This is a genomic window from Actinocatenispora rupis (assembly GCF_016861975.1).
Classification (GTDB): Bacteria; Actinomycetota; Actinomycetes; order Mycobacteriales; family Micromonosporaceae; genus Actinocatenispora; species Actinocatenispora rupis.
In genome coordinates this window covers 38192-57968 of the sequence record NZ_BOMB01000040.1, presented here as the reverse complement: position 1 = coordinate 57968, position 19777 = coordinate 38192, and the positions used below count along the sequence as shown (strand labels likewise).

At 72.9% G+C, this 19777-nt stretch carries 24 protein-coding genes; 17 read left to right on the top strand and 7 right to left on the bottom strand.

All coding sequences use genetic code 11. The annotated features are described in order from the left end of the window. Positions 1-226 precede the first annotated feature (226 nt). Entirely contained in the window at positions 227-1015 is a 789-nt protein-coding gene (locus Aru02nite_RS30465; protein ID WP_203663470.1) for a DeoR/GlpR family DNA-binding transcription regulator, read from the top strand. Between the two features lie 27 nt (positions 1016-1042). Here the strand turns inward: Aru02nite_RS30465 and Aru02nite_RS30460 are convergent, their stop codons facing one another. The 4 genes from Aru02nite_RS30460 to Aru02nite_RS30445 are packed head-to-tail and all read right to left on the bottom strand — an operon-like array spanning position 1043 to position 3619. Then, on the bottom strand, positions 1043-1945 hold the full coding sequence (locus Aru02nite_RS30460) for a GNAT family N-acetyltransferase (protein ID WP_203663469.1): 903 nt from the start codon (positions 1943-1945) through the stop codon (positions 1043-1045). Between the two features lie 53 nt (positions 1946-1998). Then, the gene (locus tag Aru02nite_RS30455) at positions 1999-2376 is read right to left on the bottom strand and encodes a DUF6069 family protein (RefSeq protein WP_203663468.1); all 378 of its coding nucleotides are present in this window, start codon (positions 2374-2376) and stop codon (positions 1999-2001) included. Next, a complete protein-coding gene (locus tag Aru02nite_RS30450; protein ID WP_203663467.1) occupies positions 2373-3017 on the bottom strand; it encodes a VC0807 family protein in 645 nt (214 codons plus the stop codon). The genes Aru02nite_RS30455 and Aru02nite_RS30450 overlap by 4 nt, the downstream gene beginning before the upstream one ends. After that, positions 3014-3619 carry a TetR/AcrR family transcriptional regulator gene (locus Aru02nite_RS30445; protein WP_203663466.1) on the bottom strand — a complete coding sequence of 202 codons (606 nt, stop codon included), beginning with the start codon at positions 3617-3619 and terminating at the stop codon, positions 3014-3016. Before Aru02nite_RS30445 ends, Aru02nite_RS30450 begins: the two co-directional genes overlap by 4 nt. 113 nt (positions 3620-3732) lie before the next feature. On the opposite strand from Aru02nite_RS30445, the gene Aru02nite_RS30440 reads away from it, so the two are divergent. From Aru02nite_RS30440 to Aru02nite_RS30420, 5 genes are all read left to right on the top strand, one after another. Then, positions 3733-4656: an SPFH domain-containing protein gene (locus tag Aru02nite_RS30440; RefSeq protein WP_203663464.1), complete on the top strand. Its 924-nt coding sequence runs from the start codon at positions 3733-3735 to the stop codon at positions 4654-4656. A gap of 65 nt (positions 4657-4721) precedes the next feature. After that, the gene (locus Aru02nite_RS30435; protein WP_203663462.1) at positions 4722-4946 is read left to right on the top strand and encodes a type II toxin-antitoxin system antitoxin; all 225 of its coding nucleotides are present in this window, start codon (positions 4722-4724) and stop codon (positions 4944-4946) included. A gap of 3 nt (positions 4947-4949) precedes the next feature. Next, complete coding sequence (locus Aru02nite_RS30430) at positions 4950-5606, top strand: GOLPH3/VPS74 family protein (RefSeq protein ID WP_203663461.1); 657 nt, start codon at positions 4950-4952, stop codon at positions 5604-5606. A gap of 206 nt (positions 5607-5812) precedes the next feature. Further along, positions 5813-6025, top strand: coding sequence for a hypothetical protein (locus Aru02nite_RS30425; RefSeq protein ID WP_203663460.1), 213 nt, complete (start codon positions 5813-5815; stop codon positions 6023-6025). 153 nt (positions 6026-6178) lie between these two features. Continuing rightward, positions 6179-7201 (top strand): hypothetical protein, encoded by a 1023-nt coding sequence (locus tag Aru02nite_RS30420; protein WP_239077050.1) that lies wholly within the window; start codon positions 6179-6181, stop codon positions 7199-7201. A gap of 5 nt (positions 7202-7206) precedes the next feature. Here Aru02nite_RS30420 and Aru02nite_RS30415 read toward each other — a convergent pair whose 3' ends face one another. Next, on the bottom strand, positions 7207-7635 hold the full coding sequence (locus Aru02nite_RS30415) for a hypothetical protein (RefSeq protein WP_203663459.1): 429 nt from the start codon (positions 7633-7635) through the stop codon (positions 7207-7209). Positions 7636-7741: 106 nt separating this feature from the next. On the opposite strand from Aru02nite_RS30415, the gene Aru02nite_RS30410 reads away from it, so the two are divergent. From Aru02nite_RS30410 to nudC, 3 genes are all read left to right on the top strand, one after another. Next, positions 7742-9070: a M16 family metallopeptidase gene (locus Aru02nite_RS30410; RefSeq protein ID WP_239077049.1), complete on the top strand. Its 1329-nt coding sequence runs from the start codon at positions 7742-7744 to the stop codon at positions 9068-9070. Between the two features lie 58 nt (positions 9071-9128). Continuing rightward, the gene (locus Aru02nite_RS30405; protein ID WP_203663458.1) at positions 9129-10460 is read left to right on the top strand and encodes a M16 family metallopeptidase; all 1332 of its coding nucleotides are present in this window, start codon (positions 9129-9131) and stop codon (positions 10458-10460) included. Positions 10461-10526: 66 nt separating this feature from the next. After that, the gene (gene nudC, locus Aru02nite_RS30400) at positions 10527-11411 is read left to right on the top strand and encodes an NAD(+) diphosphatase (RefSeq protein ID WP_203663457.1); all 885 of its coding nucleotides are present in this window, start codon (positions 10527-10529) and stop codon (positions 11409-11411) included. On the opposite strand, the gene Aru02nite_RS30395 is transcribed toward nudC, so the two are convergent. Next, on the bottom strand, positions 11386-12201 hold the full coding sequence (locus Aru02nite_RS30395) for a nitroreductase/quinone reductase family protein (protein ID WP_203663456.1): 816 nt from the start codon (positions 12199-12201) through the stop codon (positions 11386-11388). The two genes, nudC and Aru02nite_RS30395, sit on opposite strands and share 26 nt — an antisense overlap. 225 nt (positions 12202-12426) lie before the next feature. Between Aru02nite_RS30395 and Aru02nite_RS30390 the strand changes: the two genes are divergently transcribed. From Aru02nite_RS30390 to Aru02nite_RS30380, 3 genes are read left to right on the top strand one after another with little or no spacing between them, the layout of a single operon-like run. Continuing rightward, positions 12427-12894 (top strand): MarR family winged helix-turn-helix transcriptional regulator, encoded by a 468-nt coding sequence (locus Aru02nite_RS30390; RefSeq protein WP_203663454.1) that lies wholly within the window; start codon positions 12427-12429, stop codon positions 12892-12894. Positions 12895-12903: 9 nt separating this feature from the next. After that, positions 12904-13524 (top strand): winged helix-turn-helix domain-containing protein, encoded by a 621-nt coding sequence (locus Aru02nite_RS30385; RefSeq protein ID WP_203663452.1) that lies wholly within the window; start codon positions 12904-12906, stop codon positions 13522-13524. Continuing rightward, entirely contained in the window at positions 13521-14771 is a 1251-nt protein-coding gene (locus Aru02nite_RS30380; RefSeq protein WP_203663450.1) for an MFS transporter, read from the top strand. Before Aru02nite_RS30385 ends, Aru02nite_RS30380 begins: the two co-directional genes overlap by 4 nt. A gap of 47 nt (positions 14772-14818) precedes the next feature. Here Aru02nite_RS30380 and Aru02nite_RS30375 read toward each other — a convergent pair whose 3' ends face one another. Next, complete coding sequence (locus Aru02nite_RS30375) at positions 14819-15079, bottom strand: mycoredoxin (RefSeq protein ID WP_203663448.1); 261 nt, start codon at positions 15077-15079, stop codon at positions 14819-14821. Positions 15080-15198: 119 nt separating this feature from the next. On the opposite strand from Aru02nite_RS30375, the gene Aru02nite_RS30370 reads away from it, so the two are divergent. The 5 genes from Aru02nite_RS30370 (at position 15199) to Aru02nite_RS30350 (ending at position 19717) form a co-directional block, all read left to right on the top strand. Further along, positions 15199-17352: an ATP-dependent DNA helicase UvrD2 gene (locus tag Aru02nite_RS30370; protein ID WP_203663446.1), complete on the top strand. Its 2154-nt coding sequence runs from the start codon at positions 15199-15201 to the stop codon at positions 17350-17352. Positions 17353-17623: 271 nt separating this feature from the next. Continuing rightward, a complete protein-coding gene (locus tag Aru02nite_RS30365; RefSeq protein ID WP_203663444.1) occupies positions 17624-18028 on the top strand; it encodes a hypothetical protein in 405 nt (134 codons plus the stop codon). 112 nt (positions 18029-18140) lie between these two features. Beyond that, on the top strand, positions 18141-18497 hold the full coding sequence (locus Aru02nite_RS30360; RefSeq protein WP_203663442.1) for a WhiB family transcriptional regulator: 357 nt from the start codon (positions 18141-18143) through the stop codon (positions 18495-18497). A gap of 386 nt (positions 18498-18883) precedes the next feature. Beyond that, positions 18884-19408 carry a YbhB/YbcL family Raf kinase inhibitor-like protein gene (locus Aru02nite_RS30355; RefSeq protein WP_203663440.1) on the top strand — a complete coding sequence of 175 codons (525 nt, stop codon included), beginning with the start codon at positions 18884-18886 and terminating at the stop codon, positions 19406-19408. A 123-nt stretch (positions 19409-19531) separates the two neighbouring features. Beyond that, complete coding sequence (locus Aru02nite_RS30350) at positions 19532-19717, top strand: hypothetical protein (RefSeq protein ID WP_203663438.1); 186 nt, start codon at positions 19532-19534, stop codon at positions 19715-19717. Positions 19718-19777: the final 60 nt, after the last annotated feature.

Sequence of the window (19777 nt, the reverse complement as noted above, 5' to 3'; positions counted from 1 at the left end):
GACACCTCGGTCCGGGAGTGGCCGGCGGCGCCGGCGCCGGTGCCGGCGGTACGTCCGACCGAGCCGATGCGGCCAAATTTTCGCCGCCGAGCGACAAGTTACCACTCAAGTTTGTAATTTTGGAGACACGATTTCGTCATCGCGCGACGCCGAAGGGTGGCCGCGCCAGCCGAACGGGTACCGTACGGACGCCCGGCGCGTGCCGCGGCACGGTGGAGGGGAACGGATGACCGACCGGCGTCGACGCAAGGACCCCGGCTCACGCCAGCAGGACGTCGCCGAGTACCTGGTGCGGGTCGGGACGGCGAGCGCGCAGGACCTCGCCGACCGGTTCGACGTCAGCCTCGTCACCGCGCACCGCGACCTGGACGAACTCGCGCGCCGCGGCCTGGTCCGCAAGTACCACGGCGGGGTGACGGCGCTGCCGTCGAGCGTGTTCGAGAGCAACGTGACGTACCGGCGGCAGTCGGCGGTGGCGGCCAAGCGGGCCATCGCCCGCAGCGCGGTCGCCCTGATCGAACCCGGCATGTCCGTACTCTTCGACGACTCCACCACCACGCTCGCGCTGGCCGAGCTGGCGGTCGACATCGACCCGCTGACCGTCGTCACGAACTTCGCGCCGATCGTCCAACTCATGATGGGGCGCAAGAACATCCGGCTGATCGCGCTGGGCGGGGAGTACAACGAGCTGCACGACTCGTTCGTCGGGTCGCCGTGCGTGGAGTCGGCCCGCGCGCTCCGCGCCGACCTCGGCTTCTACTCGTTCGCCGGGGTCAGCGACGGCGGCGTGTACCACCAGGAGCAGGAGATCGTCACCACCAAGCGCGCCCTGCTGACCGTCACCGCCCGGCGCGTACTCCTCGTCGACCACACCAAGCTCGGGCGTACGGCGCTGCACCGGGTCGGTGAGCTGGCCGACTTCGAACGGGTCGTCACCGACGCGGGTGCCGACGAGGCCGCCCTGCGCGACCTCGCCGACCATGACGTACGCACCACGGTCGCGGACGCTCCGTAAGCCCGGGATCCCTTGTGGCGCAAGGGATCACAGCTCGACGGCGTAGTGCGTGAACGTCTGCCGGACGCGCATGCCCAGATGCAGGTAGAGGTCGAGCGCACCGGTACGCGAGTCGGTCGACAGTTCGGCGCCGCTCGCGCCCTGCGCGCGGGTCGCGGCGAACGCGGCGGCCAGCAGCGCCCGCGCGATGCCCCGGCCCCGGTGGTCCCTCCGTACGGCGAGCTGGTTGACCCAGCCGACGCCGTCCCCGGACACGATCACGTGACAGGCGCCCACGACCACGCCGTCCGCGACCGCGAGCTGCACCTGCCACGGCGCGAACCCGGTACGTTCCAGCACCCCCGCCGCCCAGTCCCCGTACGTCGTCGGCTCCCGGTCCGGCCACTCGCCGAACGCGTCCTCGATCGTCCGGTACGCCGCGGCCCCGTCGCCGTCCTCGTACTCCCGGATCGTGACGCCGGGCGGCGGCGGCGCGGTCGGCGGCTCGGCGTCCCGCGGCAGCGCCAGCACCCACGTCGTCCACCGCGGCGTGTACCCCAGCGCGGTGAACATGCCGACCGCGCCGGTGTTCCCCGCCGGCAGGGTCTGCCCGACGAGCCGGCCGCCGGCGGCGCGCGCCTGCTCCCGCGTCCACCCGGCGAGCCAGGTACCGATGCCCGCGCCGCGCCGTTCCGGCCGCACGTACGCTTCGGCGCGGCGCGCCCGGTACACCTCCGCGTACCCGACGAGGTCGGGGCCGTCGAACACGCCGACCGAGTCGGTGGCGAGGTCGAAGCTGGGCCGGTGCCAGTCGGCGACGACGTCGTCGAACTCGGCCAGCGTCTCGCCGAGGTCGGCGAGTTCGCAGGCGTTGGTGAGGGCGACGACGGCGGCGGCGTCGTCGGCCCGCAGCGGCCGGACGGTGAGTCCGGCGGGCGGCACGGTGCGCATCAGGTCAGCATCGCCGCACCGTACGGCCCGCGCACCCGAAATACCGCGTGGCGTCAGGCGGGCACGGGCGCCACGGGGCGCCGGCGTACCCAGAGGTTGGGGAGCAGGACCGCGGCGGTGGCCAGGTGCATCGCCGCGAGCACCGCCGCCGCACCCGTACTCGTGGCGCCGAGCGGACCGAGCAGCGAGACCGCGAGTACGGCGAGGGCGGCGACGAGCCAGGCGACGCGGTGCCGTTCGAGCAGGACGCGCAGGCCGAGCGCGGCGAGCCCGGCGAGCAGCGGCACCACCACGACGGCGGCCGGCCCGACGGTCAGCGTCGACCCTCCACTATGGACAGTCAGGGTTACGCCGGCCACCGGCACCGCGAGAACCCACAGCAACGTGGCCGTGAGCGCGGCACCGAGTACGGCGAGCAGGCGTCTGGTCATGCGGTACCTCCGGAGAGTGCGGTGGTGCGCGGAAGGGTGTGCAGCACCCGCCACAGGCCGGCGAGTGTCAGGTGCACGTTCGTGACCGCCATCATCAGCACCGTGAACACCACGTACTGCACGGTGTTCGCGCCCGGCGCCACGTCGATCGGCAGCGCGTACGCCATCGCGACGCGCAGTACGGCGTCGGCGAGCAGCGCGACGCCCCAGATCACCGTGTTGACCCGCCACAGCCGCCGGAACCGCGGCGCGAGCCGCCACGCGTCGTCCCAGTCGGCCGAGGTGCCGAACCGCTTCTCCAGCAACGGCCGGCACAGCGTGAACGTCACCGGTCGCCGGAACCGCAGCGACAGCAGGAACGCGACACCGCCCGCGGCCACCCCGATCGCGTCGCGGGCGAGCAGGAAGCGGGGACTCCCGACGAGCAGCGAGACCGCCAGGCTGGCCAGCATCACCACGAGCCAGAAGACCGGCATCGCCGCGATCTTCCGCCGCCACACCAGCTGGCCGACCCCGCTCACGACCGACAGCACCGCGCCGGCCACCAGCGCGACCGGCTCGTGCACCCCGGCGAACCGCAGCACGTAGTACGCCGCGGTCGGGACGACGAAGTCGACGACGGTGAGCGGCCGGATCCTCACGACGCGGCCCGGGTGGCGAGATCGAACATGGTCACCAGCTCGTCCGCGTACGCCCCGGTGTCGACGTCGGGGTCGGCGGCCAGCAGGAACGGCAGCCCCTCCACGGACCGCTGGACGCTCGTACCGACGACGCGCGGGTCGAAGTCCCGGAACTCGCCGGTCCGCTGCCCGTGCCGCAGGATCTCCTCCACGTGCGAGCTGGCGGCCGCACCGTCGTCGGCGTCGAAGTCGAGCCCACCGTTCAGGAAGATCTGGGTCAGCGCGGCCATCTGCGCCCGGTGCGTCGCCGTGAACCCCACGACCCCCCGGATGTACGCCTCCAGCAGCTCGCGCGCGCTCTCGTGTCCGGCCATCCGCTCGTGCATGAACCGCCCGATGCTCTCGAACACGGTCCCCGCGACCTCGCGGATCAGCTCGCCCTTGTCGGCGAAGTGGTACGAGATCAGCCGGGTGCTGCTGAGCCCGGCGTGCTTGGCGATGCGCGCGAACGACGCCTGCCGGTAGCCCGCCTCGGCGATCACCTCGGTCGCGGCGGCGACGATCTGCGCCCGCCGCGCGGTGGCCGCCACGCTCCGGCCCTCCGCCGCCTTCGTTACCTGCATGAGTAATTTATACGTCGCCTGAGTAAGAAGCGCCAGGGCTGGTAAAAAGTGATATCACTTTGCTAGGCTCTGGATAGCCGCCCGGCGAGGCGGCGGAAGAGAGGGAGTGGCAGATGAGTACCCCCCGGCCCGGTGAGTCCGTCCAGGTGGACATGCCCGCGGCGCAGGTGTCCGAGCGGCCCGCGCGCGGCGCCGCCGGCCTGCCGATGCTGGCCCTTGTGCTCGTACTGATCGTGCTCGGCGTCGTGGTGATCGTGGCCGGCGCGTCCGCCGACCGCGCCGGCGCTCTGGTCCCGGTCGGCGTCGTCGCGATCGTCGCCGGCGCCATTCTCGGCGGCGGGCTGAACTCGGTGGCCCCCGGCGAGGCGCGCGTCGTGCAGTTGCTGGGGCGGTACACCGGGACCATCCGGACCAGCGGCCTGCGCTGGGTCAACCCGTTCACCAAGCGGCACAAGATCTCCACGCGGATCCGCAACCTGGAGACCGACACGGTCAAGGTGAACGACGCGGACGGCAACCCGATCGAGATGGCCGCGGTCGTCGTGTGGCAGGTCGAGGACACCGCCAAGGCGGTGTTCGAGGTGGACGACTTCCGCGCGTTCGTGTCGATCCAGGCGGAGACCGCGGTGCGGCACGTCGCCGGCGCCTACCCGTACGACTCGCACGAGAACGGGTCGCTGTCGTTGCGGGACAACGCCGACGAGATCACCGCGAAGATGTCCGACGAGATCGGCGCCCGGGTCGCGTCGGCCGGCGTCAAGGTGATCGAGTCCCGCATCACCCGGTTGTCGTACGCGCCGGAGATCGCCCAGGTCATGCTCCAGCGCCAGCAGGCCGGTGCGGTGGTCGCCGCCCGGCAGCGGATCGTCGAGGGCGCGGTCGGCATGGTCGAGCTGGCGCTGGACCGGCTGACCGAGCGCGACGTGGTCGAGCTGGACGAGGAGCGCAAGGCCACCATGGTCAGCAACCTGCTGGTGGTGCTCTGCGGCGAGCGGGGCACCCAGCCGATCGTCAACACCGGATCGCTGTACCAGTAGGGCCGGCTCCCGCACCGTCCATGGTGGACGGTGCGGGAACCGTTGCGGCGTAAGGACGATCGCGTATGGCGACTGAACGCAAGAAGATCCTGCTCCGGCTCGATCCGGCCGTGCACGACGCGCTGGCGCGGTGGGCCGGCGCGGAACTGCGCAGTACCAACGCGCAGATCGAGTTCCTGCTGCGGCGCGCGCTGGCCGACGCCGGCCGGCTGCCGAAGGACGTGGGGCGGATCCGCCGCCCCGGCCGACCGTCCACACAGGACGATGACAGTACCGACGACGAGGAGTGAGCCGTGCGGCTTCCCGACGACCTGCCGTCCCGGATGTACCTGCTGGCACTGGATCCCGCCAAGGAACGCCTGGTCGCCCGCGACCGGATCGGGTACCTGCTGCGCGGTGCCGCGCTCGCCGACCTGTTGCTGGCCGGCGCGCTGCGGGACGAGCAGCGCAAGGCCGTACCGACCGGTCTGGTCGCCGATTCCGACCCGTTCGCCGCGGACGTGCTGGCCGAGATCGCCGCGTCGGGCCGGCCCCGCGACTGGCGGCACTGGGTGCGTCGGCAGGCCCGCCAGGCCCGCCCCCGGGTACGGGACCGCTTGGTGGACAACGGTTTCCTCACCGTCGAGACGCGCCGGGTGCTCGGCATCTTCCCGTCCGAGCGGCTGACCGTCACCGACCCGCGCACGTACCGGGCGTACGTGGACGGGGTGGGGCAGGCGCTGCGCGGGGACCGGCCGGTGGACCGGGTCGAGGCCCGGGACGCGGCGGCGGTGGCGCTCGCCGCGGCGGCCGAGCTGCGTACGGTGCTGAGCGGGTCGGAGCGCCGCTCGTACAAGAAACGTATCGAGATGCTTGCGGAGAGTGTCGATCCGGTGGCGACCGCCGTACGCAAGGCGATCCAGTCCGACCGGGCCGCGGCGGCCTCGGCCGGTGCCGCCGCAGGCAGCTGAGCCGGTACCACCTGAAGTTTCTGTCGAATTCTTGACGGAACTTCGGTGAAGAGCCGGCCGCGGGGCTGACGGGATCCGGAATCCGTGCGACGCTCACGCACAGCAACGACAACGGCGGAGGCTCTGGCTCCTCGGAGGCTCTGGCTCCTCCGCCGCGGGGCCGCCGCGATGGCCCCGCGTCCAGGCACCACGGGGAAGGACACACCATGGCCGCCGGTATCGGCACGACCGGCCGTACCGAACTGCTCGTCGTCTGCGCGATCGCGGCGGCGGGAGTCGCGATGGCCGCGGCCGTCTCGCTCGCGCCGTGGCACCCCAGCCAGTCCGCGCGGCACCCCGAGACCAGTACGGTGATCGAGCTGCACTCGCCCCGGCAGCCGACGCCCGCCGACCAGCGCCGACATCCTGACCGCCGGTGACGGTGGTACGACGCAGCATCACGATCCCCGCTCCGCCGCCGGCCACACCCGGCGCCCACAGCGTCGCCCGCTACCGTTGTCGGGCAGGGCCGCGAGCCGCCCGCCGGGCGTGCGGTGCACGGCCCCGGCGCGTACCCGAAGAGAGCGCGGGAGATGACCGACCAGAGCGACCGCGACGCCGTGTGGTCCCGGCAGGCCGGCGAGACGACCGACTTCGTCGTCGTACCGCCGCCGGCCCGCGACGTGCCCGGAAGTACGCCGATCGTGCGGGCCGCCCACCCGGCGCACCCGCGCGCCGAGTCCGGGCTGGTCACCGCGGCACACGAGGTGTCGGCCCCGCCGCCGCCCGACGCGCAGCGCCACTGGTGGCAGCGGCGTGACCCGGTCGCCCTCGGCGGCGGCACCCCGGGCGGGACGACCGACAAGCCGCGCGGGCTACGGCTCGGCTGGTTCCTCGGCGCGGCCGGCACCGTACTCGGGGTCGGCCTGATCGTCGTGCTGGCCATGGCGATCACCGGCTCGTTCGGCGGCGGGGGCGGGCTGCCGTTCGGGGTCCACACGCAGAAGCAGACCGGTCCGCCGCTCGCGCAGGCGTGTCCGCCGCCGACCGCCACCGCGAACCCCGGGTACAAGGAGGGTCCGCCCGCGCCGCCCGGCCCGCGCACGTCGGACCGGACGGCGGGCATCTCGTACAAGCAGTTCTCGTCGCCGTTCCAGCCGTGGCACGAGGACTGGGTGGGCGGCCAGCTGAAGGTGCACTACCGGGTCGGCCAGGCGTTCGTGACCGAGCAGTACTCGAAGGGGCAGTACCTGGCGTCCGTGCTGTCCGGGTCGGTACCGGCCACCGTGAACGACGGCACGATCCTCGACCTCAAGTGCGTGGGGCAGCAGATCGTCGCGGACGTGCGCGAGTCGTACTATCCGCAGCCGAACCACATGGACAAGATCGAGGACAAGCTGACCACGATCGGCGGCCTGAACGCGTGGGTGTCGATCTTCCGGCTGCACTTCGACGACAGCAAGGACGGGCTGAAGGCCGACAACGAGCTGGTCGGCGTGGTCACCCTGGACGTCGGCAAGCCGACCGCCGCCGTGCTGTACGTGTCGATTCCCGGCACGCACAAGCAGTACGACTGGGTCGTGAAGGACGCGATCAACTCGATCCGCCGGTCCTGACGCGGTCAGTCGGCGCGGCGGTGGAACGCGACCGACAGCGGTACCTCGGCGGCGGCGGTGCCGGTCTCGGTGCCGACCACGACGGCCCGGATCAGGTGGCGCAGCACGTCGCGCTGCTCCCCGGCGGACGCGGCGTTCCACCGGCGCGCCACGTGCTTGCGGCCGTCGTCGTACGACGGGGGAGTCCACCCCGGGATGTACGGCGCGTCGTCCGATGTGGACAGTCGCCGCAGCGCCCCGTCCAACGCGTACCGCTCGGCGTGGTCGGCGTCGACGGTGAAACGCTCGCAGCCGGCCCGGCAGGAGTAGTGCCGGTCGCGCACCACGGGCGGCACCGGCGTGCCGCACACGGGGGCCATCGGGCCGTGGCAGCTGCCGCAGGAGACCAGCCCGTCCAGGATGAACAGCGACTCGACTGGCACGAGTACCGGCATGGTGGTCGGACACCTCCTCGGACGGATCCCCAAGGATAGGCGTCGGGTCCGGTCCGATCCGTGGGGCCTCGTGCGGTTGGCGGGTTTCTGCGGATAGGGTCGCAAGGTGCCCGCTCGAAGCAGTCTCAGCAACCGCCGCGTGCGGATCCCGACCACCAAGTACCCGGTGGAGCAGTACCAGCTCGCCAACGGCCTGCGGGTCGTCCTGGCGCCCGACCGGAGCGCGCCGGTGGTCGCCGTCGCGGTGATCTACGACGTCGGCATCAGGTCGGAGCCGGAGGGCCGGACCGGGTTCGCCCACCTGTTCGAGCATCTGATGTTCCAGGGCTCGGAGAACCTGGAGAAGCTCGCCCACTTCCGGTACGTGCAGGGGTCCGGCGGCACCTTCAACGGCTCGACCCACCTCGACTACACGGACTACTACCAGTTCCTCCCGTCGAACGCGCTGGAGCGCGCGCTGTTCCTCGAAGCCGACCGGATGCGCCGGCCGAAGATCACCGAGGAGAACCTGCGCAACCAGATCGACGTGGTCTCCGAGGAGATCCGGGTCAACGTGCTGAACCGGCCGTACGGCGGGTTTCCGTGGCTGCGGCTGCCGCCGGTCATGTTCGACACGTTCCCCAACGCGCACGACGGGTACGGCTCGTTCGTCGACCTGAACGCCGCGACCGTCGCCGACGCCGAGGACTTCTTCACCACGTACTACGCGGCGAGCAACGCGACGCTCGCGCTGGCCGGCGACTTCGACGTGGCCGACGCGCAGGCGTTGGTGGAGCAGCACTTCGGTGACGTACCGGCGCGGCCGGCCCCGGTGCGGCCGAGCTTCGCCGAGCCGGACCTGACCGCCGAGCGCCGTGACTCCTATGTGGACGAACGGGCGCCGCTGGCCGCGTTCGCCTCCGCCTGGCGGGTTCCCGACCCGATCGGCGACTTCGCCGCGTACCTGCCGTATGTCGTGCTCGCCGAGGTGCTGACCGACGGCGACTCGTCCCGGTTGGTGGAGCGGCTGGTGCTGAAGGACCGCGCGGTCACCGGCATCGGCGGGTACGTGGGGTTCATGGGCGAACCGTTCGAGGTGCGCGACCCCACCGCGATGCTGCTGTCGGCGCACCTGCCGCCCGGCGGCTCCGTCGACGCCGTACTCGGCACCGTCGACGAGGAGCTGGACCGGCTCGCCACCGGCGGTCTCGTACCGGGGGAGTTGGACGGCATCAAGGCCCGCATCGTCGCGCAGCTGTTGCGTGACCTCGACCCGGTGCTCGGCCGCGCGCTGCGCATGGGCACCATCGCCCAGCAGCGCGGGGACGCCGCGCTCACCAACGATCTGCCCCGCCTGATCGGCGAGGTCAGCGAGGAGTCCATCGTGGCGGCTGCCGCCAGCCTGCGCCCGTCCCGGCGCGCTACCGTCGAGGTCGTTCCGGGAGGCGCGTCGTGAGCGCGGACCGGAGGCTGCGGCAGGTCGGTGGCGGGGCACGGATCGATGGGAGTGCGGCATGACGCTGCGGGAGGTACCGGCGCTCGCGGCGGCGCGGAAGCTGAAGCTGCCGAAGACCGCCGAGCGCACGCTGGCCAACGGGTTGACCGTGATCGCCGCGCGTCGCCCGGCCGTACCGCTGGTCGAGGTGCGGTTGCGCGTGCCGTTCGCCCGGACGAACGTGGCGCGCGGGATGGTGCTGGCCGAGACCATGCTGTCCGGCACGTCCGAACTGTCCAATGTGGAGCTGTCCACCGAGCTGCAGCGGATCGGCGGCGGCCTGACCGCGGCGGTCGACCCGGACCGGTTGCTGCTGGGCGGGAACGCGCTGTCGTCCGGCCTGGGCCGGCTGCTGGACCTGCTCGGCCTGGTGCTCTCCGACGCGACGTACCCGTCGGGTGAGGTCGCGGCGGAGCGGGACCGGCTCGCCGACCAGGTCCGGGTGGCCAAGACCCAGCCGGCGTACCTGGCGCGCGCGGCGCTCAACCACCGGATGTACGGCCGCCACCCGTACGCGCGGCAGACCGCCGAGCCGGAGCAGCTCGCCGCCGTACGGCCGGCCGCGTTGCGGTCGCTGCACGCCGAGCGGGTGCACCCGGCCGGCGCGATCCTGGTCATCGTCGGTGACGTACCGCCGGCGAAGGCGCTGGACGCCGCCGAGGCCGCGCTGTCCACCTGGAACGGCGGCGGCAAGAGCGTCGAACTGCCGGCCGTACCGGGGATCGAGCCCGGCCCGGTGACGCTCGCCGACCGGCCCGGTTCGGTGCAGTCGTCGCTGCGGATCGGGCTCGGCGCGGTCGGCCGCACGCACCCGGACCACTCCGCGCTCCAGCTCGCGAACCTCATCTACGGCGGCTACTTCTCGTCCCGGCTGGTGGAGAACATCCGCGAGGCCAAGGGCTACACGTACTCGCCGCGGTCGTCGATCGAGCACTCGGCGGCGGGTTCGTCGGTCGTGGTGTCCGCCGACGTGGCGACCGAGGTGACCGCACCGGCCCTCGTCGAGACCTGGTACGAGCTGGGGCGGCTGGTGTCCACGCCGGTCGGCGTGGACGAGCTGGAGCAGGCCCGGCAGTACGGGGTGGGCACGTTGCAGCTCAGCCTGGCGACCCAGTCCGGCCTCGCCGGGCTGATGTCCTCGCTGTCCGGATCGGGGCTGCGGCTGGACTGGCTGACCGGGCACGCCGAGCGGATGGCCGCCGCCAGTGTCGAAGCGGTCACCGAGGTCGCGGAGCGCTATTTCGCCCCGGCGAACGCGGCCACCGTGGTGCTCGGTGACGCATCGGTGATCGAGCCGTCGCTGACCCGTCTTTTCCCGGTGACACGGGCCGAGAACGGGCACGGAGAGTGACGTGGGCGGGTCCGTCTCGTTGAGCCGGACGGGGCGGGCCCGACCCGCGGAACAGGGGGAACACACATGTCGTGCGGGACGACCGAGGTGACCACCCGGCTGTACCACGGGGCGGTCGACCGCGCGGGCCACCGGCGTACGGACCAGGTCTGGCTGGCGGAGGCGTGGGAGCGCGGCCGGGTGCTGGTCGTCGAGGGCGACCGGGCGCTGGTGCTGGGCGACCCGCCGCGCCTGGCGTACCTGGACGGGGCGGCGGCGCCGGACGGTGACCGGCTGTTCCTCGGCGTGGACGTCGACGAGACGCCCTGGTTCGCCGTCGCCGCACCGCTTCCGGAGCTGCCGGACACCCGCGCCGTCTCCCTGCGTACGACCGGGCACCTGCTCACCGAGGCGGACGTGGACCTGTTCACGACCGCCGTCGCGCTGGCGAACTGGCACACCGACAGCCGTTTCCACCCGCGTACGGGGGAGCCGACGGTGACCGCGGAGGCCGGCTGGACCCGCGTCGCCGGTACCGGTCGCACCCTGTGGCCGCGCACCGATCCGGCGATGATCGCGCTGGTGCACGACGGCGTACCGGGGCCGGAGGGGCGTTGCCTGCTCGCGCACAAGCCCGAGTGGCCCGCCAACCGGTACTCGTGCCTCGCCGGGTACGTCGAGCCGGGCGAGTCGGTGGAGGCGGCGGTGGCCCGCGAGGTGGCCGAGGAGGTCGGCCTCGCCGTCCGCGACATCCGTTACGTGACAAGCCAACCGTGGCCGTTCCCGCGCTCGCTGATGCTGGCGTACACGGCGTTCGGGGATCCGGCCGACCCGGTCACCGTGGACGGCGTGGAGATCGAGGACGCCCGCTGGTTCCGCCGCGCCGACTTCGGCACGCCGGCCGGCCCGGCGCTGCCGTTCCAGACCTCCGTGGCGTACTTCCTGATCACCAGTTGGCTGGCAGGGAAGTGAGGCGCGGGAACAGTTCCCGCTCCTCCCGGCCGAAGTGCTCGTCGAGTTCCACCCCGAGTCCCGCGGTACGCGCGAGCGCCGCCGCCGCGTCCCCGCCCGCCGCGAGCTTCCGTACGTCGGCGAGGGCGGCGGCCACCTCGCGGTGCTCGGCACGCAGCGTGTCGAGTACGGGGGCGAGGCCGTCGATCGCGGCGGCGAGCCGGGGAAACGTCGCGTCCTCGGCGCCGTGGTGTTCGCCGAGCGCGCCGCAGAACGACAGGCAGTGCGCCGCCAGCTCGTCCACCGGTGCGCCGCCGTCGACGGCCGCGGCGAGCTGGGCACGCAGCGCCGCGTGCACGCGTACCAGGTGGAGGGCGACGGCGCGGCCCCGCTCGCTGTCGACCCGGTAGAGCGCGACGACCGGGATCCGCCGCGCCGTGCGCCGCTGATACTCCGCGTACGCCGGGATCCGCTCGCCCTGCGCCGCGTACCACCGGTCGCGTTCGGCCCCGCGCAACGGTACGGCGACCGCCGGGTACCGCTCGGTGCCTACCTCGACGGTGACCTCCGGCTGCGCGAGCAGGTTGTGGTACCAGCCTGGATGCGTGTCGCCGCCGGCGTTGGAGGCGAACGCGAGCAGCCGCGGGCCGTCCGCGAGGTACCCGACGGGGCTGGTGACCGTACGCCCGGTGCGGGCGCCGGTGGTGGTGAGCAGCAGCAGGTCGGCGCCGGCGAACATGCCGCCGACGCGCCCCCCGTTCGCCCGGAACTCCGCGATCACGCCGCGGTTGAACTCGGCCGCGTCGGCCATCCCGCCTCCTTGCCGTCGCCCACGTCGCGCGCCCTCCGCGGGCCGGAATCCCTTGGTGGGACACCGGTCCGGGGTTGCAGGCCGGCTGCACCGAGCCCGTTCGCGGCTAGCGAGACAACGAACGGACTCCGGCTCGCTCGACCGAACGTGTGCAGACACGCCTAGTGTGGAAACACCTTGAGAAGCAAATGTATTTGCAAGCAAAGCTAGTTTGCGGAGAGAGCCATGTCAACTCGGAACGGCGTGAGCGTCGACGACGGCGTACGCGAGATGCTGCTGCTGATGCCGCGACTGGTCGGCCGGGCCAAGCGGATCCGGGTACCGGCCGCGCTGGCGTCGTTCACGCTCGCGCCGCGGCACCTGACGCTGCTGTCGCTGCTGCTGCTCGACGGCGAGATGCCCGTCAGCGAACTGGCGAAGCGGCTGGAGGTCGCGCCGGCAACGGTGAGCCTGATGGTCGGCGACCTGAACCGGCAGGGCATCCTCGACCGCCGCGAGGACACGGCGGACCGCCGCCGCATCATCGTCAGCATCGCCGCCCGGCACCGTGCCGCGATCGACGACTGGCTCGCGGTCGGCGCCACGGCCTGGCGGCACGCGCTGCGCCCGCTCAGCCCGGCCGAACGCCGGACGTTCCTCGACACCCTCCGGCGGTACGAGGAAGGGGTTGAAGGGTCTCTTTCGAAAGAGTAGTTTCCACGCATGGCCGAGGACGAGTCGGGGGACCGCGGCGGCGCGCTTCCGCACCGGTACCTGCGCGATCCGCGCGAGCTGCGGGCGATCGCCCACCCGCTGCGGGTGCGGATCCTGGAGGAACTGTTCCTGGACGGCGCGCTCACCGCGAGCCAGCTGTCCGAGCGCGTCGGGGAGAGCCCCGCCAACTGCTCGTGGCACCTCCGGCAGCTCCAGAAGTACGGCTACGTCGAGGAGGCCGGCGGCGGTACGGGCCGGCAGCGCCCCTGGAAACCCGTACTGGAACAGCGCAGTTGGGGCGAGCGCGCCGAGGGCGAGGTGGCGGCCGCCCGGGAGACGATGGCCGACCAGACCTACCAGCGCGAGTTCGACGAGCACACCGCGTACCAGCGGCGCAAGGAGTCCGAGCCGCAGGACTGGTACGACGCGGCCTTCTTCGACCAGTCGTTCCTCTGGGTCACGCCCGAGGAACTGCGCGAGCTGAGCGACGAGATCGTCGCGCTGATCACCCGCCGGGTACGCGGCGGCGAGCGCTTCACCGACCCGTCGACCCGGCCGGACGGCGCGCGCCCGGTCCGGTTCGTGGCGTGGGGGATCCCGGCCCGGCCCTGGTCGGAGGACAGACCGTGAGCGCGCCCAGCCTGTGGCGCAACCGCGACTTCACCCTGCTCTGGGCCAGCCAGACGCTGTCCGACACCGGCAGCGCGATCACGTCGCTGGCGTACCCGCTGCTGATCCTGGCGCTGACCGGGTCGGCGGTGGCGGCGGGCGCGGTCGGCACCACGGCCCTCGTCGTACGCACCGCGCTGCAGCTGCCGGCCGGTGTCCTCGTCGACCGGGTGAACCGGCGTCGCCTGATGATCGGCTGCGACGTCGTACGGCTGGTCGCGTTCGTCGTACTCGGCGCCGCCGTACTGTCCGGGCACGCGTCGCTGCCGCTGATCGTGGCCGTCGCCGTCGTGGAGGCGGCGTGCAGCGCCGCGTTCCAGAGCGCCGAGCCGGCCGCCCTGCGCAACCTCGTACCGCTGGCGCAGGTGTCGGCCGCCGTCGCCCGCAACGAGGCCCGCAACGCCGCGGTCAGCCTGGCCGGCGGCCCCCTCGGCGGCCTGCTGTACGCGGCCGGCCGCGCGGTGCCGTTCCTTGCCGACGCGGTGAGCTACGCGCTGTCGCTGGCCGGGCTGCTCGCGATCCGCCGCCCGTTCCAGCAGGGCGCGGCCGGGAAGCCGACCACGTCGCCGCTGTCGGACCTGTTGGAGGGGCTGCGGTTCCTGTTCACCGACTCGTTCCTGCGGGCGACGCTGATGATCGGCGCGTGGATCAACTTCGCCATCAACGGCACGATCTTCGGGCTGATCCTGCTGCTCCAGCGCAACGGCACGCCGCCGCCGCTGATCGGCCTGGTCGAGACCGCCATCGGGGTCGGCGCGCTGATCGGCTCGATACTCGCCGGCACGCTGATCCGCAAGGTCCGCGGCACGATCCTGATCTACACCCTCTGCCTGGCCGGGATGCCGCTGCTGGCGGCGATCCTGCCGCTGTCGTCCAGCCCGGCCGCGGGCGTACCGCTGGCGGTGCTGGTACTGGTCTCGCCCGCCACGAACGCCACGCTGTTCGGGTACCTCGCCGCGGTGACGCCGGACCGGCTGCTGGGGCGGGTCAACGGCGCGCTGATGACCGCCGTGCTGAGCCTGACCGCGCTTGCGCCGCTCGCCGCCGGCCTGCTCGTACGGCAGCTCGGCGCGACCGGGATGGTCCTCGGCTTCACCGCCGCGTACGCGGTCGGCGCGGTGGTCGCCCTGACCGCCAGGGGCATCCGTACGATGCGGCCGCTGTCGGAGGTCACCGCGGAGAAGGAGGCCGACGCCCCGGTCGGGTGACACGGCGACGCCCCCGGCACTCGGCCGGGGGCGTACGCGATGGTCGGTCAGGCGGCGAGCGAGCCGAGCTTCTCCCGCACCTGCACGATGCTCGGGTTGGTGAGCGCCGAACCGTCCGCGAACTCGATCGTCGGAACCGTCTGGTTGCCGCCGTTGACGCTCATCACGTACTCCGCGGCCTTCGGATCCTGCTCGATGTCCACCACGGTGTACGCGATGTTCTCGCGGTCGAACTGCGCCTTGAGCCGGCGGCAGTAGCCACACCAGGGGGTGGAGTACATCGTGACGGACTGGTCCGTACCGCTCATCGGGGGAGCCTCCTCGAAGGGTCGCCGTCGCGCCGGGGATGGGCGCCTGTTGGAGATAACGTCGTACCAGCCGGGGAACATCCCGTTGTGGCAGACACCTCAGAGGGGGAGGCGCGGACGTGCCGGAGGGTGACGGCGGCGACCCGTCGAAGGCGCTGCACGGACTGGACGCGGAGCAGCGCGCGGCGGTGACCGCGCCCGCCGGACCGGTCTGCATCCTCGCCGGTGCCGGCACGGGCAAGACCCGCGCGATCACCCACCGCATCGCGTACCGGGTGCTCGGCGGGCAGGTCAAGCCCCAGCACGTACTCGCGGTGACGTTCACGGCGCGGGCCGCCGGCGAGATGCGCGACCGGCTCCGCGCGCTCGGTGCCGGCGGCGTACAGGCGCGCACGTTCCACGCGGCGGCGCTGCGCCAGCTCCGGTTCTTCGCGCCGCGGCTGCTCGGCGGGCGGGAGCTGCCCGAGGTGATGAGCAGCAAGGGCCGGCTGGTCGGGCTGGCCGCCGCCCGCGCCCGGCTGCACCCGGACAAGACCCTCGGTCGCGACCTGGCCGGCGAGATCGAGTGGGCCAAGGCGAGCCTGGTCGAGCCGGAGGCGTACCCGGCGGCCGCGGCCCGCGCCGGCCGGGAGATCCCCGTCAGCCCGGAGGACATGGTCCTCGTCTACCAGGAGTACGAGCGGCTCAAGCGCGCCGCCGGCACGATCGACTTCGAGGACCTGCTGCGCTCGGCGGTGTGGGCGATCGAGGAGCACCCGGACGTGGCCGAGCAGGTCCGCTCGCAGTACCGGCACTTCGTGGTCGACGAGTACCAGGACGTGAACCCGGTGCAGCAGCGGTTGCTGGCGGCGTGGCTCGGCGGCCGCGACGACCTGACCGTGGTCGGCGACGCCAGCCAGACGATCTACTCGTTCACCGGCGCGTCCGCCGACCACCTGATCGGCTTCCCCCGGCGGTACCCGGGGGCCGTGGTGGTGCGGCTGGTCCGCGACTACCGCTCGACGCCGCAGGTGGTGGGGCTGGCCAACCAGGTCATCGCGCGGGCCCGCGGCGCGCAGGCGAAGCTCCGGCTCGAACTCACGGGGCAGCGTCCGGCGGGGCCGGCGCCGACGGTCCGCGCGTTCCCGGACGAGCCGGCCGAGGCCGCGGCGGTCGCCACCCGTTGCGCCGAGCTCGTCGCCGCCGGGGTGCCGCCCCGCGAGATCGCCGTCCTGTTCCGCACCAACGCCCAGTCCGCCGCGTACGAGGAGGCGCTGGCCGACGCCGCCGTCCCGTACACGGTGCAGGGTGCAGCCCGGTTCTTCGAACGCCCCGAGGTACGCCAGGCGATGGTCGCCATCCGCTCCGCGTCCCGTGCCGTCGAACCCGATACGCCGCTGCCGACCGCGGTCGCCGAGGCGCTCGCCGCGACCGGCTGGGCACCCGACTCGCCGCCGGCCGGCGGGGCGCAACGGGAGCGGTGGGAGGCGCTGGCCGCGCTGGTCCGGCTGGCCCGCGACCACACGCCCGCGCCGCGCGAGGACGACGGCGGCGAGCCGACCGCGGCGGACGCCCTGCTGGACTTCCACGGCGAGCTGGTGCGCCGCGCCGCCGCCCAGCACGTACCGACGGTGGAGGGGGTGACCCTCGCGTCGCTGCACTCCGCCAAGGGCCTGGAGTGGGACGTGGTGTTCCTGGTCGGGCTGGTGGAGGGCAACCTGCCCGTCACGTTCGCCCGGACCGACGAGCAGGTCGAGGAGGAGCGCCGCCTGCTGTACGTCGGGATCACCCGCGCGCGCGAACAGCTCTGGCTGTCCTGGCCGGAGGCGCGCTCACCGGGTGGACGCCCGCGGCGGCCGTCCCGCTTCCTGCCCACCCCTGGCCGCGGCGCGACCGGTACCACCGGCACACCCGCGCGCTCCGCCGAGCCCGCCGCACCCCGCCGCCGGCGTACGACGGTGCTGTCGTGCCGGGTCTGCGGCGCCACGCTGACCGCCGCCGCGGACCGCAAGCTGGGCCGCTGCGCCGAGTGCCCCTCCGACATCGACGAGGAACTCTACGAGCGCCTCCGTACGTGGCGCGGGCGCGTCGCCGGCGAGCAGAAGGTCCCCGCGTACGTGGTGTTCACGGACGCGACGCTGGCCGCCCTCGCCGAGCGCCGGCCCGACTCCGCGGAACGGCTCGTCGAGATCCCCGGGATCGGCGCCCGCAAGCTCGGCCTGTACGGGAAGTCCGTACTGGCGCTCATCGACGGCGCCAAGCCGGACGAGACGCCGGATGTGACGACCGGCTGACGCGGTCTTGACCTTGCGGCGTAGGGTTGCCGTTGTCGCTGGTCACGGCGACACCGGGGTGGTCGACCGGAGGTTCGGAGAGACTTCCGCAACGTCTTCCGTAAATTCGATTGCCACCCGACCGGATCACGGCATAGCCTGCCAAGGTCCGGGTGACGCGCCGGTTTCCGCGGGTTTTCGACCGCGGGTAAGAGCCGGTGCGGAGTTCGGATTCAGACCGAGGGAGCAGCCAGATGGCCAGCGACCCGAGCGCCGTCAGGAGGTGACGACAGTGGAGACGATCAGCCGCGATCAGCGACCGTGCACGCCGCTGTCGATCAACCTGCCCGCGTTCTCGGCGCCGGTGTCCGGGTTCCCCGTTCCGGTCGAGCCGCGGGTCGAGCGGTCCAGCACCGCAGTCGACAGCGGCAGTCCCGTTCGCCGCATGCGCGGTGTCGGTGCACCGATCAACGGCGGCTGGATGGCCGCCTTCCCGATCGGTGAGCCGATCTATGTGGCACCTCAGTTCCGTACCCAGGGGCTCAGTGTCTCCACGGAGATGCACGAGTCCGTCGATGCCGCCGGCATCGACCAGCAGCAGGGGACCGGTGTAGGCGCGGCGTCCACCCTGGCCATGGCGGCCAAGGTTCTCGCCCGCGGAATCCCACCTCGAGGAAGACCGGAAAGTCAGGCCTGACCAGGCCGACCGGCTCACCTCGAGGCCGCGGATCCCGCACACCGGGTTCCGCGGCCTTTTTGTTTCCCCAGAAGTTGATCAAGCCACGAGCGTGAAACGAGGTGACCGGGCGATGAGCCTGGTGGTGACTCCCCTCGACCCGACCGTCGAGACCGGGGTGGACCTGCCCTGCCGGAGCTTCGAAGCCGACCTGTGGTTCGCCGACACCCCGGCGGACCTGGAAGTGGCCAAGTCGCTGTGCGGCGACTGCCCGCTGCGGGTCGAGTGCCTGGCCGGCGCGCTGGAGCGGCACGAGCCGTGGGGCGTGTGGGGCGGCGAGATCTTCGAGCACGGTGCCGTCGTGCCGCGTAAGCGGCCGCGGGGCCGGCCCCGCAAGGAAGACCTTGCGCGTGACGCCGTCGCGCGGGCCCAGGTAGCGGCCCGTACCGACGCCGTCCTGCGTGAGGTCGCCAGGTCGTCCGCGGCCTGAACCCCCGTCCGACGCGGGTCAGCCCGCCCACCCCTGGAAGTACCGAGATGAACGAGATGACGAACCGGAGTGTTGAGATGCATACGTTGCACGAAGTACTGGCCCGGGCACGAATGCGCCGGGCGCCGCGTTGGCGTTCCCTGCCGTACCGGCCGGCCCTGAGTGTGGCCGCCCGGGCGCGCAAGGGCAGCTGACCGGCGCCGCCGGACCACCCGACACCGGTACGTGTCAGGTACGCCGAGCCCGACGCTCGCACCTGAGCCACGTACCCTCCCGCCGGCCCGCGCCGCGACCCACATCAGGTCGCGGTGCGGGCCGGCCCCTTTCCGTTGCTGTTACTGCGATCCCGCGAGATCTTCCGGTACGCCGGTGGTACGGTCCGCACCGTGCGGTGGATCGCCGTCGCCCTCGCCGCCACCGCCGTACTGACCGGATGCGGTGGCGGTGGACGCACGCCGCCGGCCGGCCTCTCGGTGCGGTCGACCGCGTTCGCCGGCGGCGCCGCCATTCCCGACCGGTACACGTGCCGCGGCGCGGGCGGGTCGCCGCCGCTGTCCTGGTCCGGCGTGCCGACCCGGACCGCCGCGCTGGCGCTGGTCGTGGACGATCCCGACGCGCCGGGCGGGACGTACACGCACTGGGTGGTGACGGACATCCCGCCGGACACGCGCCACGTCGACGCCGGTCGTACCCCGCCGGGGGTGGTCGGCCGCAACTCCGCCGGGCGTACCGGCTGGTCACCGCCGTGTCCGCCGGCCGGCACCGGCACCCACCACTACCGCTTCACCGTGTACGCCCTGCCGAAGGCGCTGCGGCTCGCCCCCGACACCGCACCGGCCGACGCCGTACGGGCGGTCCGGGACGCGGCGCGGGAGAGCGGCCGGCTCACCGGTACCGTCGCCGCGAGATGAGCGACACCATGTCCGCTGTCCGACACCCGACAGACGCGCGCGCGAGTAGCCTGGGTCGCCGGACGGAGGTGTGTCCGACGCGGGGGTGCCGGTGCCGACCAACGACCCGCCGCCGGACGTGCGATGAACATCCAGGTTGAGTCCAGGACCGACGAGGTCACCTGCCACACCTGCGGGCGTACCGCCGCGGATGCCGGGGAACGGCTCGGCTGGTGCCGCCAGCGCGACCGGCGCGGTGAGTCCTGGCTGTGCACCGACTGCACCCGCAGCGAGATCCGCGCCATCGAGGTCGGCTTCGACGCCTCCTGACCCGCGCCGAGCCGACGCCTGGCGGCTGCGTCTCGCCGGCCGCGCCAGCGGCGGGCCCGG

Coding starts and splice junctions, on each gene's coding strand:
- Aru02nite_RS30465 (WP_203663470.1), top strand. CDS start 227: ATGACCGACCGGCGTCGACGCAAGGACCCCGGCTCACGCCAGCAGGAC.
- Aru02nite_RS30460 (WP_203663469.1), bottom strand. CDS start 1,945: ATGCGCACCGTGCCGCCCGCCGGACTCACCGTCCGGCCGCTGCGGGCC.
- Aru02nite_RS30455 (WP_203663468.1), bottom strand. CDS start 2,376: ATGACCAGACGCCTGCTCGCCGTACTCGGTGCCGCGCTCACGGCCACG.
- Aru02nite_RS30445 (WP_203663466.1), bottom strand. CDS start 3,619: ATGCAGGTAACGAAGGCGGCGGAGGGCCGGAGCGTGGCGGCCACCGCG.
- Aru02nite_RS30440 (WP_203663464.1), top strand. CDS start 3,733: ATGAGTACCCCCCGGCCCGGTGAGTCCGTCCAGGTGGACATGCCCGCG.
- Aru02nite_RS30435 (WP_203663462.1), top strand. CDS start 4,722: ATGGCGACTGAACGCAAGAAGATCCTGCTCCGGCTCGATCCGGCCGTG.
- Aru02nite_RS30425 (WP_203663460.1), top strand. CDS start 5,813: ATGGCCGCCGGTATCGGCACGACCGGCCGTACCGAACTGCTCGTCGTC.
- Aru02nite_RS30420 (WP_239077050.1), top strand. CDS start 6,179: ATGACCGACCAGAGCGACCGCGACGCCGTGTGGTCCCGGCAGGCCGGC.
- Aru02nite_RS30415 (WP_203663459.1), bottom strand. CDS start 7,635: ATGCCGGTACTCGTGCCAGTCGAGTCGCTGTTCATCCTGGACGGGCTG.
- Aru02nite_RS30405 (WP_203663458.1), top strand. CDS start 9,129: ATGACGCTGCGGGAGGTACCGGCGCTCGCGGCGGCGCGGAAGCTGAAG.
- nudC (WP_203663457.1), top strand. CDS start 10,527: ATGTCGTGCGGGACGACCGAGGTGACCACCCGGCTGTACCACGGGGCG.
- Aru02nite_RS30395 (WP_203663456.1), bottom strand. CDS start 12,201: ATGGCCGACGCGGCCGAGTTCAACCGCGGCGTGATCGCGGAGTTCCGG.
- Aru02nite_RS30390 (WP_203663454.1), top strand. CDS start 12,427: ATGTCAACTCGGAACGGCGTGAGCGTCGACGACGGCGTACGCGAGATG.
- Aru02nite_RS30385 (WP_203663452.1), top strand. CDS start 12,904: ATGGCCGAGGACGAGTCGGGGGACCGCGGCGGCGCGCTTCCGCACCGG.
- Aru02nite_RS30375 (WP_203663448.1), bottom strand. CDS start 15,079: ATGAGCGGTACGGACCAGTCCGTCACGATGTACTCCACCCCCTGGTGT.
- Aru02nite_RS30360 (WP_203663442.1), top strand. CDS start 18,141: ATGAGCCTGGTGGTGACTCCCCTCGACCCGACCGTCGAGACCGGGGTG.
- Aru02nite_RS30350 (WP_203663438.1), top strand. CDS start 19,532: ATGAACATCCAGGTTGAGTCCAGGACCGACGAGGTCACCTGCCACACC.